The following is a 14,549-nucleotide window of genomic DNA, read 5'->3' as shown; positions in this document are numbered from 1 at the left end:
TTTTGCTTGCTTTTGTCACTTTTATTAAATGATTTCAATTTTAAATAAGTCGTAGAATTTCAATAATAATTTTATTAATTCATTATTTTAGCCCCATAACCGTCAAATTATTTTATGGAACAGCCCAATTCATTAATTATAGAAATGCAAAACGGAAATGAAAATGCATTCTCTAGAATTTACACCCTTTATTCCGAAGCTATCTACGGTATAATTTACAGTATAGTTTTAGATGAAAAAGTTTCCGAAGAAATATTACAAGATGTATTCATTAAAATTTGGGACAAATCGAAATCTTACGACATTAATAAGGGTCGCTTCTTCACATGGATTCTCAATATTGCACGTAATGCTGCCATTGACGAAACCCGGTCCAAGGCTTTTAAAAACTCTAGAAAAAACCTATCCACAACATATTTCGTAGATATATTGTCATCAAGTGACAGCTTAAACAAAAAAGTGAACACTATTGGTATTACGAAATTCATTCAATCGTTAAAGCCTGTTTGTATTAGAATAATAGATTTACTTTATTTTAAGGGATACACACAAGTGGATGCTTCTAAAGAATTAGAAATGCCTCTCGGAACTCTGAAAACTCGAAATCGAAATTGTATTAACGAATTACGAAAAGTCGTACTAGGGTAACAAATTATGAACGAACAAGAAATTATAGAATCAGGAATATTAGAGGTTTATGTAAGTGGCGCATTGTCATCAGACGAAACCTTAGAAATTGAAGAGGCTATTGCCGCTTCACCTATATTACAATCTGAGATAGAAAAAATAGAAGCTTCGCTAATCACACTTGCCAAAGCAGTTGCTCCTCCTCTGTCGGCTATGGTATGGAGTTATATACTCGCATCTATACAAAAGGTGAGAACCTTGGATACGAAGTCAGATCGTACCAATTGGGCCGCTATAACGGGATGGGCTGCAGCTATTTTATGTATTGGAGGTATCTTCTGGATGTTGACACAAAACAACGAATTAAGAGAAACCATACAGATAACATCTACGGAAAACCAAGTGTTAGAAAGTGATCTTGAGAACACGGAAGCGCAATTAGCAGAAACGACCGAATTATTAGAAATCGTTCGCTCTAAAGAATACAGCGCTTATACGCTCTCCGGAAATCAGGCAGTTGCTCCTGAAGCATTTGCTAAAGTGTATTTTAACAAAAATGACAAGGTAGCGTATATAGATGCAAAAGGTTTGCCTGAAGCTCCTGAAGGAAAAGTCTACCAAGTATGGTCCTTGATCATGGAACCACTAACACCAAGCAGTGTTGGATTGTTAGAAGGCGGAACGGAAGTTGAGAACGGAATATATAAGTTTGACAATATTCCGGATCCTGAAGCCTTTGGAATCACACTGGAGCCTGCCGGAGGTAGTGAATCCCCTACACTAAGTCAACTGTACACACTTGGATCTGTCTCGGCAGCACCTTAAATTGAAGGTACTATAAAACTACAAAAGACCCGCTTATACTGCGGGTCTTTTTTATTGTGTATTATGTACCACTTCACATAAAAAAAGCGTCTTATTTGCATAAGACGCTTCAACTAACAAAAAAACTCTGAAAAAATCGGTTTTATCCGATTTCTGAGTATCTATCCTAAAGATAGATAACCAACCTTTCATACTTATTTACGTAATACGCAACGGTTTGGTTTTTTAAATTTTATAAATCTTTTATAGACTGGGTAACAACTGGACCCAACTCAAAAGAAGCGCCTAACAACTCTTCTTTAAGCGGTGCCACTTTTTCTACCAATCCGTTCGCTTTATAGACTAGGGCAGCGTGATATAGTGCTGTTGGCTCATAAGTTTTACCAATAACATAATCTTCGATCGTTCCTAAAGCAGCTTGCTTTTTTCCGGCTTTTAATTGTGCCAAGGCCAATAAATGATAGGTCTCTGGCGTCGCTCTATTTTCTACTTCAAGTTTTGCCAAGGACAAAGCTACTTCAGGTTGTGTTTCGGCTAGCATTTCGATAACATATGCATTATACATTGCTCCATATTCCGGTGAACGCACTGCTTTCAGAAATTCTTGTCGTAATGAATCTGCTTTGTTCATGTCTTCTTGACTTTCTGCAATTTCTGCTCTCAATAATAAATAATCTGGAGTTTTATGATATTTTTCAATCGCATCTAAAATACGTAGAGCTTCCTCTGGATCGTTTTCAGCAGCATAGGCAATCCATGCGATTCCTTTTTTTACATAATGGTTGTCGGGCTCCAAATGTAACGTCTTAATATAAGATGCATAGGCATCTTTAATACGTCCGGCATGACCGTAATAATCTCCCAAATTACTATAGGTCCACACTTTTAGTGCATCACTATCGCGAGATTCTGCTATATCTCTAGCTTTTTCCATATATTTTATGGCAGCATCCAAGTTACCTCTATAATCACTCCATTTAGACAGGCGAATGAGATAGTGATAATCTGAGTTATTTTTCACCTTCGCCAGCATAGAGTCGGCTTTTTCGTATTCGCCTAATTCCATATAAGCATCGAACAACATCAATTCGGTTTCATGTTTATTTGACACCCCTTTGTAGCTGTCTTCCAACAACTCTTTGGCTTCTTTAAAACGGTGTTGTGAAATATAATTATGTGCCAGTGATCTGGTAAAGCCATCCTTGTTGGTGGCTGAATATTCAACCCCTTTTTGATACAATCTTTCGGCATGCTTTAGATTGACCACATCTCCAGAAGTTTGAAAAAGGGTTGTATATGCGCTCGCCAAGGGCGCCAAATTTCCTATCCCTGTGGTATCAGTTCTTAAACGTTTAGACCAAAAAGTAATGGCTTCTTTAGATTGTTCTTCTTTTTTCTGAGGCACATCCAGGTATTGATTGTAATCGTTAGGATCGATTACCGATACAGTCTCTTCTTTTTGGTCACAAGAAACCACAATCCCTAAAAGCGCTATTATAACATATAGTTTTTTCATAGTTGGTATAAATAGGAAAAGAGCAATCTCTTGCTCTTTTCCATTGAATTAATTATTAGTTTAATTATTTGGAGATTCCATATATGGGAATGCGCCAATTACACGATCGCCAAATCCAACTCCGTCGCTGGTAAGCTGTGGTGTCCCGTTGTTTCCATCGAAACGTGTTCCAGTCATACCTCCAAACATGAGTGTTAAAGATACATCGATAACATCATCGTCTAATGTTCTACCGGTTAATGCTACTCCTCCTGGAATAAAATAACTCGTAGGACCTTGTGGCGCTACCTGCAATGCATCAGTATTGGCCAATACAAAGGTGAAGGTAGCTGCATCTAACCCTAATATGTTTGTCTCATAATCTATGTCTGCACCAAGTGCATCTCCATAAACATCATGATACAACTCTAATCGAGCTTCAAAATCATCTTGAAAATCTCCTCTTCCTGAAGTGATTGTTGTATTAAAGTTATTTTTTAGGGCATCAGTTCCACTAAATACAGTGTTAATTCCAGGACGACCCATATGGTCTTCTTGTGTATATGTACCGCTAAAGTCTAACTCTTCAACACAGGGTTCACATGCGGTACCACCACAATCAACGCCTGTTTCATCTCCATTTTGTAATCCGTCATCACAGGTTGCCTGCTCAATAACGTTTCCATTGTCATCGTCATCACATTGAACGAACAATAAGGATGCACAGATAGCAAAAAATAATATTCTTAATTTATATGTTTTCATTTCTCTTAATTTTTTTGTGTTATTGTTATTGTTTTCTTTTTGCTGAAACCCATACGTTATAAGCATCCGGTAATCCAGAAACTCCGCCAACTCCGTTAGCAACGTGAGTAGGAGCTTCACCCAATAAAGCATTAGGCACTTCTACTACAACTGATAGTACGTTTAGGTTTTCAAAGAAATCTGTCGCTTGATCTGGTGGTAAAAATCCTTCAGGGGCTACACTTCCAGAAATAACATCATTGAATCTTTCGAAATCAAAGAAAAATGCATCTCGGCGAGGACCTGCAAAAAAGGTCATCCCGTTATTAGAACTTGTTTGAACATCGGTGGAAGTTGAGATTTTTACGCTGTTTCGAACAGCAGATACTTGAACTTCACTATCTAATCCTGTTTGTGCAGGTTCGGTAGGTCCAAAGAAATACATTGAGTCACCTCTTCTTATCACTTGAATCACCAAGTCTTCAACAAAATCACCTGTGTTGTCTATATTAAATTCTACCATAACATCTTCGTCAAATTCTGCTTGGTTGGTGTTTTCTCCAGGCATCAAAGGACCTTGTAATGTAGCGATGAATACGGTATTATTCGGGTTATCACCTTCAAACGCGTATAAATCTGCAATGTCGGTACTAGTACCGGCCACAGCAGGCGCGTCGATGTGATCTGCAGCTATCATAAAAATTGATAGCACGGCTACGCCTAAACCACCAATCGCTGCAATAATCTTTGTTTTTTTCATAATTGTAGTTGTTTGTTTAATTATTAATTATTTTTACTTACTCTATGTACGACCAAAGTTACAAGTAGGGTTTTCGCTTATGCGTTAATCTTTTGTTAATCTAAATCTAGCTTAACTTCCTGGCTGTTAATCTTTAATTAATAATCGTTAAGAACCGTTAATTGTTTTTATGAATCCATCTGCCGCTAATTGGATCCTTAAGTACTTGTCAAGATTTGGAGATGAGCAATTGTTAACATCCTTTAGCGACAATGATGCTTTTTATCTAAAACTCAAACAGTGCGGCTTTATATACGGTGTTTCTGTAGAAACGCCACTAAAGGTTCCTATTAGTACCTTAACACTTACTCAGGAAGAGTTGACCAAGATCAATTTATTTCATTCCTTATTATATGCGCATTATGATGTGTGCTCGTCTACTGATTTTAATGTGGCCATACATGAGATCATTTCCTTTTATAGGCAGTTAGAAAAAGGAAAAAAAGGTTTTTTTAAGTTGCTTCAGCGTACAAGCTCCAAGTCGGAGGAACTTGAGCAGCTATTATCGGCAAGGCTCCAAGAATCGAACGCAATTATAAAAAGCAACAAGACCTCTATACTAACTTTTGCCTTTTTGTACATTGATGTATTAGCATTCTCACGGTGGCTCCAAAACCCAAAGGATTTAAAACTAAACGCGCAACAGCTGGAAAACGTAGTTGTACAAAGTTGTTTTCACGCCTTATCTGCTAAAAAGAAAAAAAACAAATATGACCGTCTGTTAATTGAATTGTTTGAATCTTCTGCTGAAGATCTATTTATTTCAGAAGAAAAAAACAAAATAAATGGATTACATGAGTTGTTTTCATCAATAGACCTCACAACAACAGACAAAAAATATGTCATAGATCTCTGCTGTATTGCTGTATGGGATGATCACGCGATGGATGAGAGCGAGTACAGCTTCTTAACTTTGTTAACGAGAGAATTAGCCCTTCCGATCGCCGAACTAGAACAGAGCATCGCTGATTTGAAAGAATTTAGTTCGAAGTATACGAAGCAAATCAAGTTATTCGAATATTCTAATCCGGTAAAGATATTTTACAAGCAAAGTGCTGCCACTGTCAAATTGCTAATTATTAGGAATAAAAAGCGACTGCTACAAGAATTGGATGAAAGTGGAGAACTATTGGTGCTACTTTCTCAATCGACCATTCGCGAGCTTTCTTCCGAAGAAAAGAAAAAAATAAGAGATCAATTACTGGACATTTGTAAAACCATCCCATCTCTAACCATATTTTTGTTACCCGGCGGTACCGTACTATTGCCTTTATTAATCAAGTTTATTCCGAAACTACTACCTTCGGCCTTTAACGAAAATAGAATTGAAAAGCGAAAAGAGTAGCGCTACCCTACCTACTCTAACCATAATTTAAAATCCTTGACGCGTTCTCGTGCTACAATTACTTCATGCTCGTTATAACTGTTTAATTTTAATTGAAGTCTGGAGTTTGTATAGGAGATAATGTCTTTTATCGCATTCACATTTATGAAGAATTTTCTACTTATTCTGAAAAACACTGCGGGTTGCAATTCATCTTCTAATTGTTCTAAGGTGGTATCTAGCAAATAATCGCGTCCATCGACAGTATGTGCATAGGTGCCTTTATTTTCTGAATAAAAGCATTCGATCTCATCGACGGGAATCATTTTAATGTGTTGTCCAATCTTTGTCGTAAATCGTTTTTTGTATTCTCGTTCCACCGGATTGGCTAGTAACTTCTTTATATCATCGAAGTTTAACTTAAGGTCTTGCACCGAAGGTTTTAAATCTCGGTATTTATCTAAGGCTCTCTCGAGTTCTTCTTCATCTATTGGTTTTAGGAGATAATCGATGCTATTTAACTTAAATGCTTGTAATGCGTATTCATCGAAGGCAGTAGTAAAAATAATGGCGCTTCGAACCTCTACCTCATCAAAGATCTCGAATGAGAGTCCGTCGCTAAGTTGAATATCTAAGAATATAAGGTCGGGATGTGGATTATTCTTAAACCATTCTACAGATTCGGTTACGCTATGTAACATTTCATTTGCATTCATTCCGTGTTTATTCAGCATGCGTTGTAATCTGCGAGCAGATGGTTTTTCGTCTTCAATTATAAGAATATTCATAATTTGTTGGTTGGTAATTATGGTTAATTTGAAGTTGTATTGCTAGCGATCAAGCTGTATCGAAGAACTTATTAAATGAATTGAACAACATATATTATTCCTTGAAATTTCGAGAGACCGCTTTTTCTTCTTTTTCCATATATTCTTTGATCTTTCGCTCTTCCCAATTCTTAAAGAAGCCATTCTGAAATTTAAAAACATACAATCCATGAAATAAGATGGCAATTCCCCAAAAAACAGGTGTTGTAAAGGCAGCCCATCCGGGAGTTACAATAGAAATAAAGCTGTTCGTAAAAACACCCATATGAATTAACAGCAAAACTATATTGACTAGTACATACACCACGAGATGTGAGTAAAAGCCCTTGATCGCCTCCACCTTTTGTTTTGCTTTGGTATACTTGTCCTCTTGCTTACCGGATTTCATGTTATAATTCTTTTTTTCGGATATCATTATTAAGTAGCGATTGTATTTTCTTTCGTTCCCATCTTTTTATGAACGGGATGCTCGGTTTTTTAAAAACCCAGAGCCCATGGACCAAAAGTACCACTGCCCAAAGCGCAGGTAATAAATAAAAGTTCCAATTGAGCCATTTCACGAAAGGTTGAGTCATTATTTTAGGGTCTAAGAGGTCGAAAAGAAAAAATCGAAACAATAACCACAATAGGGAGCATATTAAAAACAATCGTAGATGCGAATAAAATCTTTTTATTGCTATTATACGCTTCTCTGCGCGTTGAATTGCTATTTCTTTAGAATTATTCATAGTACAAATTATTGCCAACGGTTGTTTGTGATGTCCTCGTCTTTTTCCATAAACTCTTTCAATTTACGTTCTTCCCAATTTTTGCCTAAAAAAGGATTCCATTTAAATGCCTTTGCAGCTTGAAAAATAAGGCCTATTCCCCACCCTGCAGCTGCCCATAAGAACCATGGATAGCGCAATTCGTTGGTGTAGTAGTTCAAACCGGCCAAACCGGCTATAAAAATCACGTAAAAGAACAAACTTGTATAGAATTTTTTAATTTGTTCTACCTGTTCCTTCGCACGAAGGTATTTATTTTCTTTATCGATGTTTTTAGATTCCATTACTCTTAGAAATTAATTATAAATATATATCGTCATTATCCATAAACTCCTTGATCTTGCGTTCTTCCCAATCACGTCCAAAAAGAATTTTCCATTCAAATGTTTCAGCGGCATGTGATAACACACCTAATCCCCAACCTACAATGGGAAAAATCGCCCAAGGAAAATCGCTTCCATGTAGGTTAAGCCACACAAAAAATGGAATAAACAGCACATATATTGCAAGATGTTGATAAAAACACCGCAGCTCTTTCACCCTTTTCTGGGCGCGTTCGTAAGCTCTTTGATTGTAGTTCTTGTTAGTTTTCATGACCTATATTTTAATTACAGTATAAAAATAATAGGAGTTAGACCGGTATTAAAAATTTTTCAACCGAACTGTCATATGTATCGACTGAATTGTCATTTAATTATCATCGTCCATGAGTTCGCGAATTTTTCGCTCTTCCCAATCCTTTCCGAAGAAAGGATTCCAATTAAAAGTTTCGGCAGCATGCGCCAACACTCCTATCCCCCATCCTGCTATAGGAAAGATCGCCCATGGAAAGCCAGTTCCTGAGCGAATATTAAGCCAAATAAAGATAGGAATAAAGATTAGGTACATCCCTAGGTTCCCGTAGAACCCTTTTAGTTTATTGACATGCTCCTTTGCACGCTCGTAGCGCTTGGTCTCTAAATAATCCTCTTGTCGGCTCATGGTATACGATTCTTTCGTGAGCATTGGAATCGATATACTAAACTCTTTCTCATCTTGATGAATGCTTACGGGTCGGTTGGTCAACAAATAATACCGCTGCCGTATGTTTCTTAATCCGACACCCGTACTTGCTTTTACAACTTGTTTGGGTTGTACGTTATTCTTTATAACCAAGTTACCGTTCTCTTCATAGATGGTGATATACAACTTTTTTGTTGGAGTTACTTGGTTGTGTTTTACCGCATTTTCCAGCAATAACTGGAGCGATAGAGGTACGACCTTCGCTTCAGGGTTACTTATTGCCGTAGGAATAGAGAATACGATACTGTCTTCGAACCGCATCTTTATAAGCGTCATGTACAGTTGAGCAAATTCCAGTTCCTCTTCGACAGTGACCAATTCTTTGTTCTTCTGCTCTAGCACATAGCGGTACACCTTAGATAAGGAGGTTGTAAACTTGGTGGCTGCGGTTGGGTTTTCTTCAATAAGACTGGTAAGCACATTTAAACTGTTAAATAAAAAATGCGGGTCCAACTGATTCTTTAACGCATCGAATTTTGCCGAGGCGGTACCGGCAATGATCTTCTGCTCTTTTACCTTTGTATCTTGTCTGTGTTTGTAGTAATAGAACGAATAAAAAATTAGGGTGATTACAATGGAGATGACGGTCGAAAAGAAGTAATACTCGAACGACTGTTGAGCCCAAAATTCATCTATACTATGATTGTTAACGTAGATCTCAACAAATGCACTCAAAAAGAACAAGCATATAAGACTCACCAAAATACTTCCCGAGATCTCTTTTAACAAGTTGACGAACTTAAAGAATTCACCTTTATAGCGCTCCATGAAGTATCTAATTAGAAACGCATTAGCCATATACAAGGTGACCGTATACAGCTGTGTTATCAAAAATTTAATAAGGAGTTCCTTCCCATCATTAATTCGGACGCCCGAAAAGTACTCGATCACACCAATAACCAGAAACAGTATGGTTCCTACGAGAAATGCCTTCCCTAATTCCTTAAACATTCGAATCATTCTTTAGTACAATTTTCTTTTAAAACTCGTTGCGCATACGCAAGGCTCGTTCTTGGGTAAAACTCACCTTCGGGTTTAAAGGTAGCAAAAAGTTCTATGGCACGTTCAATGTCCTCGCAATGCGACTTGGTAGATTGCCCAAAGTATTTGGCAGTACCTATATCCCACTCAGTTTTTGCTAAAAGTACGTTAGGATTGTTAGGCGCGAGTCTTAAAGCTTCATTATACAACTGGTTGATCTTGGCTGAATATTTCATTCCGTATTGTTGACCGTCGTAAACCACCCATGCCGTTAACAGTTGGGCCTCTAGCATTAAAACAGCAGGGTTGTCTTTAGCTAACGCCTTGGCATCATTCAAGTAATCAAGGGCTGCTTTAAGCATACTAGGGACCTTTTCTTTGTCTTTTTCTGAAAAACTTGAGTACACATGGATTTGTGCTACATAGAAAGGAGGCAACCAATTATCCGGTTCTGCTTGCGCAATTCGAACAAAAAGATTGGAAGCTTCCCAAGGCTTATCGTTTTCCCACAGTTCGAAGGCTGTGCGCATTCCTTTTTCATACTGACTTTGTGCAGTGCTTCCGAAGCATATAAAAAGACAAATAATAATGGTTGTTAGTAGTTTCATGATGCAATGATTTTATAAATATTCTAATCCTGTTTAAGTTGCTTCTTTATTCAATTACTCGCTCCTTTTCTCAGGACTTGTAAGTTATCTTTAAGAAACATCGTTATTAAAAATTAGTTCTTAATTAGTGCTATGGTCACTATGTCGCACTTTGTAAGTGTACGATTTAGCTCGCAATTTGTTTCGTGTATCGTGACTCGATCGTTCTCCTTTGCATGTAGCAGCAGGCTGCTTACGAGTAGTGCGATATAGGTAATTACTGTTTGCATGATCATTGTTTTTTTGTTAGTCCAAAATTGAACAATTGTCATAGAGAATTGAAACTTGAGTTACCCAATTGTTATATGTTGGGGATGAACTGTCATTGTTATAAATTATCTAATTGATTATCGGTATTGTCGTCACTAATGGTCCAAAAGAATCCGATAAAGAAAAACTGGTCTGCTGCGGGCCGCAGTGCACGTCTGTCGAAGCTTCCATTATTATTTACTTCGGAAGCATACTCATACCCATTCACGTTTCTAAATCCGAGCACATTGTTTACCGATACATACAGTATTTGTTGTTGAGAGAGCAAGTAGGCCCAGTTCAAACTTAAGCTGTTATACGATTTTGTTTTATTCTGAAGGAATCCAGACGTATTTGGGTTTGTATAGGTGCGTCCACTGGCAAATTGATAGCTGCATCCTAACTGGCTCTTCCAGTCTTCTATCCAGAACTTACCAACTACCGAAAGATTATGAGTATTCGCAAATGAAGGAGTCGCAGCTATTGGAAAATTTTCAAATTGGCGTTCACTGTCTAATAGGGAATAGCTGATCCAGTAGTCCACATTTTTTATACTTTCATTATCACGCCAAAAAATATCGATTCCCTGTGCATAGCCTTCTCCAAGATTGTTGAAATTAGATTCGAAGGTGGCTAATTCGGTATCATACCTCACTAGGTCGTGATATTGTTTGCGAAATGCTTCTGCCCTAAAAATACGGTTGTTGTGTACATACTGATAATTTAAAATGTAGTGCTGTGTTTTTCGACTGCTAATATCTTGTTCGAACTTTAAAACATTAGAATTTGGCTGCTGATAAAAATCACCGTAAGCAATCGACACCTGGCTCTGTTTTCCAGTTTTGTAGGCTAATGAAATCCTTGGTGCTATTGTAAATGTCTCGAACAAACCATTGTACTCGGTTCGTAGCCCACCTTTCACAGCAAATTTTCTCGAGAAGACATAATCAGACTCTAAGAACGCCGCAGTGATAGAACTGTCGAAGCCGTAGTTCGCCAACACATCTTGGTTAGTGAAGCGTTCTTTGAAATCGGAATAAAATTGCTCTGCACCAAAATGAACTTTAAAATGATTATTAATACGTTTTTTAAATGTGGACTTTAGATGGATCGAATTTTCGGTATCCTTAATAGTGTCATTTTGAATGTCTAGGTTGGTGGCAGCGTTCGTATAACTTCCTCCAACAAAAATCTTCCAATCATTTTTCAACAATCCCGAATAGCTGGTGTTGGTGTAAAAATTGGAGTTCTTTAAAGAGAAATCTATTCCCATTGGTGAATTGATCGATTCTTGGGTTAGTTCAAAATTGCTTGTATCGAAAGCAGCATAACTTTTTAAGAGTCCATTCTTGAATTTTCTTCGGAAAACAGTTTCGCCCGAAAACCCTTCGTAAGGTTTTTGCCAGTCGTTTCGATCGGGAAATAAAGCTACGTAAGGAGCGAGATTAATATAGGATGCATTAACACTTATGGAGCTCTGCTCCCATTTTTGTGTGTTTCCTACCCCTGCGCCTACCGACATTAATGAAATCTCGGTCTTTTCTTGATCGGGTTCGTCTATGGTATTCAATAATAAAACTGATGACAAGGCTTGTCCATACTCGGCAGAATAGCCTCCGGTAGAAAACGTAATTCCGTCGAACAGGAACGGACTGTAGCGACCACGTGTAGGAATGTTATTGGCTGTTGGCGTATAAGGTGTGAACACACGTATCCCATCGATAAATATTTGCGTTTCATCGGCACTACCACCACGAACAAACAATCGTCCGTCCTCTGCTACCGTTGTGGTTCCCGGCAAAGTTTGTAATGCACCTACAAAATCGCCTAAGGCACTGGCCGTAGTCACAACATCTAACGGTTTTAAGACAGATACTTTGCTATTATCGCTAGCTTCCAAAGTTCCGGCAGATAAGACGACGGTGTCTAAGGAGTTCACATCCTCCTTGAGTTGTATTTTTATTCCATTTAATTGGGATACCTCGTTGGTGAATCGAAACGGAACAAAGGAAATGTAAGAGACGACCAAGGTTTGAACGCCGGTTTCAAATGTTTCAAAAGTGAAGTCACCACTAGTGGTAGTCGTGGCACCATCATAGGTTCCTTCCAAGTATACATTTGCACCACTAATTGGTGTACCATTCTTCTCAGTTATAGTTCCCGAGATGGTGGTTTGCGCAAAAGTTTCCGAAGAAAAAACTAGCAACATGATAATTAAAACAAAGCAACGACTTGTTGATTGGACGTTTTGATTCATGAGAGATCAAATTTTGGTTGAACGGTTCAAATGTGCGTCTTTCTCTAACCATATCAGAATAAATAAACCTGAACTGTCGTATCTCGGTACCGAATTGTTGAACTAGTAATTATAACGTTTCTTTAAAAGTATGTAGCCACGAAAAATACTATCTTGGTTGCAATAACCGTATACACCTATGACCGATTCCCAAAAAGTTGATGACTATATTGAGCGTCATTTAAAATGGAGTGCTGAATTAGAGCAACTTAGAAGAGTATTTCAACAAACAGAACTTACCGAAGAAGTGAAATGGGGTGCTCCTACCTATACCCTCAATGGAAAATTGGTGGCCGGAATGGCCGCTTTTAAAAATCATTATGCGATATGGTTTCATCAAGGGGTGTTTCTTACAGACACGCATAACAAATTAGTGAATGCCCAAGAAGGTGTTACCAAAGCGTTACGACAATGGCGTTTTGAAAAAGATGACCCTATAGAAGCGAAAATCATTGCTGATTATCTTCAAGAAGCCATCGAAAACTGTTTGGCGGGAAAAGAACTAAAGCCGCAACCTAAGAAAAAATTGGTGATACCACCTCAACTGGCAACAGTTCTAAAAGAGGATAAGGACCTCAACAAGGCATTTAATGCCTTAACACCGGGGAAGCAACGTGAATACGCCGATCACATTACACAAGCCAAGCGGGATGCAACCAAGGCATCACGTCTTGAGAAGATCTGTCCCATGATTTTAGAGGGAAAAGGCTTACACGATAAATATAAAAACTGCTAATAATTTGAAAAGACCTCATTTTAAACGATATACTACACGACAACTTTGGTTCTATACCAAGCGTGCTTTTTATATACTCATTGCATGGGTCTTGATCGCAAACGCCTTGTTCTTTTATGAATTTTTCACCTTGCAAAGTGAAGGCGTATTAAGTTCTGCGTTCGATTTTAAATCGGCTTTTACAGCTAATCTTATTGTAGCTATTTGTGCTGGTCTTATTGGAGGCATACTTACGGTAAATCTAATGGAACGATGGTTGCGCAAGAACGCCTTTTGGAAGGCCTTGCTGTATATTACCATACTCTATACCGTTGCTGCGTTTGTTATAAGTACCATTGGTGCCTTATATTTTAATAGTCAGAAACTAGGGCTCCCCTTTTATCACGAAGACGTGTTGTACGAAGTACAGTTGCTCTTTGGTACTTGGTTCTTTATTAAGAATTTTATTATATGGCTACTCATTGTTTTGGTTACATTGATTGTCTTAATGGTGAACGATAAATATGGGCCGGGCGTCTTTCCGGATTATCTTTTGGGAAGGTATTTCTTTCCGAAGCATGAGCGGCGCATCTTTATGTTTGCAGATATTAAGAATGCGACAGGTATTGCAGAAACCTTGGGAGAGGAAAAATATTTTAATTTTCTGAAAGATTTTTTTGGCGACATTGCACCTGCGATCGTTCAAACTCGTGGAGAAGTATATCAATATGTAGGTGATGAAGTTGTGGTCTCGTGGAAAATGAAAGCTGGTCTAAAAAGAGGAAATGCGATACAGTGTTATTACAGCATGAAAAAGATCATTGCGTTTAAATCGAATCGCTATATGAAAAAATACGGTGTCGTTCCAGAATTTAAAGTGGGCTATCACTGCGGAAACATTATGGTAGGCGAGCTTGGTAGAATTAAACGAGATATCGTATTTTCTGGCGACGTGCTTAATACAACTTCAAGAATTCAATCACTTTGCAACCAATTGGACGTTGAGATTCTCGCCTCAAAAGCGTTTGGCGATATAGCCTACCAACTACCTAAAGGAGTGTCACGTATAAATATGGGAACGCAACCCATAAAAGGCAAAACCGAGGAGATCGAACTTGTAACCTATGTGAGGTCTTAATAAGGCTCGAACTATTTTGGAATAGTTTATGTGCCGCTTTTCTATAACAGAAC

General features: G+C 38.0%; 17 protein-coding genes. 5 read left to right on the top strand and 12 right to left on the bottom strand.

From position 1 onward, the window contains the following. Nucleotides 1-114: 114 nt before the first annotated feature. Together DWA30_RS12270 and DWA30_RS12265 are read left to right on the top strand one after the other, a co-directional pair. On the top strand, nt 115-648 hold the full coding sequence (locus DWA30_RS12270) for an RNA polymerase sigma factor (protein ID WP_114492835.1): 534 nt from the start codon (nt 115-117) through the stop codon (nt 646-648). A 6-nt stretch (nt 649-654) separates the two neighbouring features. Further along, the gene (locus DWA30_RS12265; protein ID WP_114492834.1) at nt 655-1,452 is read left to right on the top strand and encodes an anti-sigma factor; all 798 of its coding nucleotides are present in this window, start codon (nt 655-657) and stop codon (nt 1,450-1,452) included. 232 nt (nt 1,453-1,684) lie between these two features. Here the strand turns inward: DWA30_RS12265 and DWA30_RS12260 are convergent, their stop codons facing one another. Genes DWA30_RS12260 through DWA30_RS12250 form a run of 3 tightly spaced genes read right to left on the bottom strand, consistent with a single transcriptional unit; the run spans nt 1,685 to nt 4,451 of the window. Then, nucleotides 1,685-2,968 (bottom strand): tetratricopeptide repeat protein, encoded by a 1,284-nt coding sequence (locus tag DWA30_RS12260; RefSeq protein ID WP_114492833.1) that lies wholly within the window; start codon nt 2,966-2,968, stop codon nt 1,685-1,687. Between the two features lie 60 nt (nt 2,969-3,028). Next, nucleotides 3,029-3,712, bottom strand: coding sequence for a hypothetical protein (locus tag DWA30_RS12255; protein WP_114492837.1), 684 nt, complete (start codon nt 3,710-3,712; stop codon nt 3,029-3,031). A 25-nt stretch (nt 3,713-3,737) separates the two neighbouring features. After that, the gene (locus DWA30_RS12250; protein ID WP_114492832.1) at nt 3,738-4,451 is read right to left on the bottom strand and encodes a DUF4331 family protein; all 714 of its coding nucleotides are present in this window, start codon (nt 4,449-4,451) and stop codon (nt 3,738-3,740) included. A 169-nt stretch (nt 4,452-4,620) separates the two neighbouring features. Here DWA30_RS12250 and DWA30_RS12245 point away from each other — a divergent pair, with 169 nt between their 5' ends. Beyond that, complete coding sequence (locus DWA30_RS12245) at nt 4,621-5,835, top strand: LETM1-related biofilm-associated protein (RefSeq protein ID WP_114492831.1); 1,215 nt, start codon at nt 4,621-4,623, stop codon at nt 5,833-5,835. 11 nt (nt 5,836-5,846) lie between these two features. Here DWA30_RS12245 and DWA30_RS12240 read toward each other — a convergent pair whose 3' ends face one another. From DWA30_RS12240 to DWA30_RS12205, 9 genes are all read right to left on the bottom strand, one after another. After that, on the bottom strand, nt 5,847-6,602 hold the full coding sequence (locus DWA30_RS12240) for a LytR/AlgR family response regulator transcription factor (RefSeq protein WP_114492830.1): 756 nt from the start codon (nt 6,600-6,602) through the stop codon (nt 5,847-5,849). A 94-nt stretch (nt 6,603-6,696) separates the two neighbouring features. Continuing rightward, on the bottom strand, nt 6,697-7,029 hold the full coding sequence (locus tag DWA30_RS12235; protein ID WP_114492829.1) for a 2TM domain-containing protein: 333 nt from the start codon (nt 7,027-7,029) through the stop codon (nt 6,697-6,699). 1 nt (nt 7,030) lies between these two features. Continuing rightward, nucleotides 7,031-7,369 carry a 2TM domain-containing protein gene (locus tag DWA30_RS13610; RefSeq protein ID WP_114492828.1) on the bottom strand — a complete coding sequence of 113 codons (339 nt, stop codon included), beginning with the start codon at nt 7,367-7,369 and terminating at the stop codon, nt 7,031-7,033. Nucleotides 7,370-7,377: 8 nt separating this feature from the next. After that, nucleotides 7,378-7,692: a 2TM domain-containing protein gene (locus DWA30_RS12225; RefSeq protein WP_114492827.1), complete on the bottom strand. Its 315-nt coding sequence runs from the start codon at nt 7,690-7,692 to the stop codon at nt 7,378-7,380. A gap of 16 nt (nt 7,693-7,708) precedes the next feature. Next, on the bottom strand, nt 7,709-8,002 hold the full coding sequence (locus DWA30_RS12220; RefSeq protein WP_114492826.1) for a 2TM domain-containing protein: 294 nt from the start codon (nt 8,000-8,002) through the stop codon (nt 7,709-7,711). A 96-nt stretch (nt 8,003-8,098) separates the two neighbouring features. Further along, on the bottom strand, nt 8,099-9,421 hold the full coding sequence (locus tag DWA30_RS12215; RefSeq protein WP_317048352.1) for a 2TM domain-containing protein: 1,323 nt from the start codon (nt 9,419-9,421) through the stop codon (nt 8,099-8,101). A 5-nt stretch (nt 9,422-9,426) separates the two neighbouring features. After that, nucleotides 9,427-10,059, bottom strand: coding sequence for a hypothetical protein (locus DWA30_RS12210; RefSeq protein WP_114492824.1), 633 nt, complete (start codon nt 10,057-10,059; stop codon nt 9,427-9,429). A 113-nt stretch (nt 10,060-10,172) separates the two neighbouring features. Next, nucleotides 10,173-10,328: a hypothetical protein gene (locus DWA30_RS13360; RefSeq protein WP_168421780.1), complete on the bottom strand. Its 156-nt coding sequence runs from the start codon at nt 10,326-10,328 to the stop codon at nt 10,173-10,175. 98 nt (nt 10,329-10,426) lie between these two features. Beyond that, nucleotides 10,427-12,604, bottom strand: coding sequence for a TonB-dependent receptor (locus DWA30_RS12205; RefSeq protein WP_114492823.1), 2,178 nt, complete (start codon nt 12,602-12,604; stop codon nt 10,427-10,429). A 178-nt stretch (nt 12,605-12,782) separates the two neighbouring features. On the opposite strand from DWA30_RS12205, the gene DWA30_RS12200 reads away from it, so the two are divergent. Together DWA30_RS12200 and DWA30_RS12195 are read left to right on the top strand one after the other, a co-directional pair. Next, a complete protein-coding gene (locus DWA30_RS12200; protein ID WP_114492822.1) occupies nt 12,783-13,379 on the top strand; it encodes a YdeI/OmpD-associated family protein in 597 nt (198 codons plus the stop codon). A 4-nt stretch (nt 13,380-13,383) separates the two neighbouring features. Next, the gene (locus DWA30_RS12195; RefSeq protein ID WP_136073202.1) at nt 13,384-14,496 is read left to right on the top strand and encodes an adenylate/guanylate cyclase domain-containing protein; all 1,113 of its coding nucleotides are present in this window, start codon (nt 13,384-13,386) and stop codon (nt 14,494-14,496) included. Nucleotides 14,497-14,549 lie beyond the last annotated feature (53 nt).

The organism is Candidatus Ulvibacter alkanivorans, from assembly GCF_003333325.1.
Classification (GTDB): domain Bacteria; phylum Bacteroidota; class Bacteroidia; order Flavobacteriales; family Flavobacteriaceae; genus Ulvibacter_A; species Ulvibacter_A alkanivorans.
The sequence above is the reverse complement of the archived record's forward strand: the minus strand, read 5'-3'. Positions and strand labels throughout refer to the sequence as shown.

Coding starts and splice junctions, on each gene's coding strand:
- DWA30_RS12215 (WP_317048352.1), bottom strand. CDS start 9,421: ATGTTTAAGGAATTAGGGAAGGCATTTCTCGTAGGAACCATACTGTTT.
- DWA30_RS12205 (WP_114492823.1), bottom strand. CDS start 12,604: ATGAATCAAAACGTCCAATCAACAAGTCGTTGCTTTGTTTTAATTATC.
- DWA30_RS12260 (WP_114492833.1), bottom strand. CDS start 2,968: ATGAAAAAACTATATGTTATAATAGCGCTTTTAGGGATTGTGGTTTCT.
- DWA30_RS12225 (WP_114492827.1), bottom strand. CDS start 7,692: ATGGAATCTAAAAACATCGATAAAGAAAATAAATACCTTCGTGCGAAG.
- DWA30_RS12220 (WP_114492826.1), bottom strand. CDS start 8,002: ATGAAAACTAACAAGAACTACAATCAAAGAGCTTACGAACGCGCCCAG.
- DWA30_RS12210 (WP_114492824.1), bottom strand. CDS start 10,059: ATGAAACTACTAACAACCATTATTATTTGTCTTTTTATATGCTTCGGA.
- DWA30_RS12270 (WP_114492835.1), top strand. CDS start 115: ATGGAACAGCCCAATTCATTAATTATAGAAATGCAAAACGGAAATGAA.
- DWA30_RS12250 (WP_114492832.1), bottom strand. CDS start 4,451: ATGAAAAAAACAAAGATTATTGCAGCGATTGGTGGTTTAGGCGTAGCC.
- DWA30_RS12245 (WP_114492831.1), top strand. CDS start 4,621: ATGAATCCATCTGCCGCTAATTGGATCCTTAAGTACTTGTCAAGATTT.
- DWA30_RS13610 (WP_114492828.1), bottom strand. CDS start 7,369: ATGAATAATTCTAAAGAAATAGCAATTCAACGCGCAGAGAAGCGTATA.
- DWA30_RS12240 (WP_114492830.1), bottom strand. CDS start 6,602: ATGAATATTCTTATAATTGAAGACGAAAAACCATCTGCTCGCAGATTA.
- DWA30_RS12255 (WP_114492837.1), bottom strand. CDS start 3,712: ATGAAAACATATAAATTAAGAATATTATTTTTTGCTATCTGTGCATCC.
- DWA30_RS12265 (WP_114492834.1), top strand. CDS start 655: ATGAACGAACAAGAAATTATAGAATCAGGAATATTAGAGGTTTATGTA.
- DWA30_RS12200 (WP_114492822.1), top strand. CDS start 12,783: ATGACCGATTCCCAAAAAGTTGATGACTATATTGAGCGTCATTTAAAA.
- DWA30_RS12235 (WP_114492829.1), bottom strand. CDS start 7,029: ATGAAATCCGGTAAGCAAGAGGACAAGTATACCAAAGCAAAACAAAAG.
- DWA30_RS13360 (WP_168421780.1), bottom strand. CDS start 10,328: ATGCAAACAGTAATTACCTATATCGCACTACTCGTAAGCAGCCTGCTG.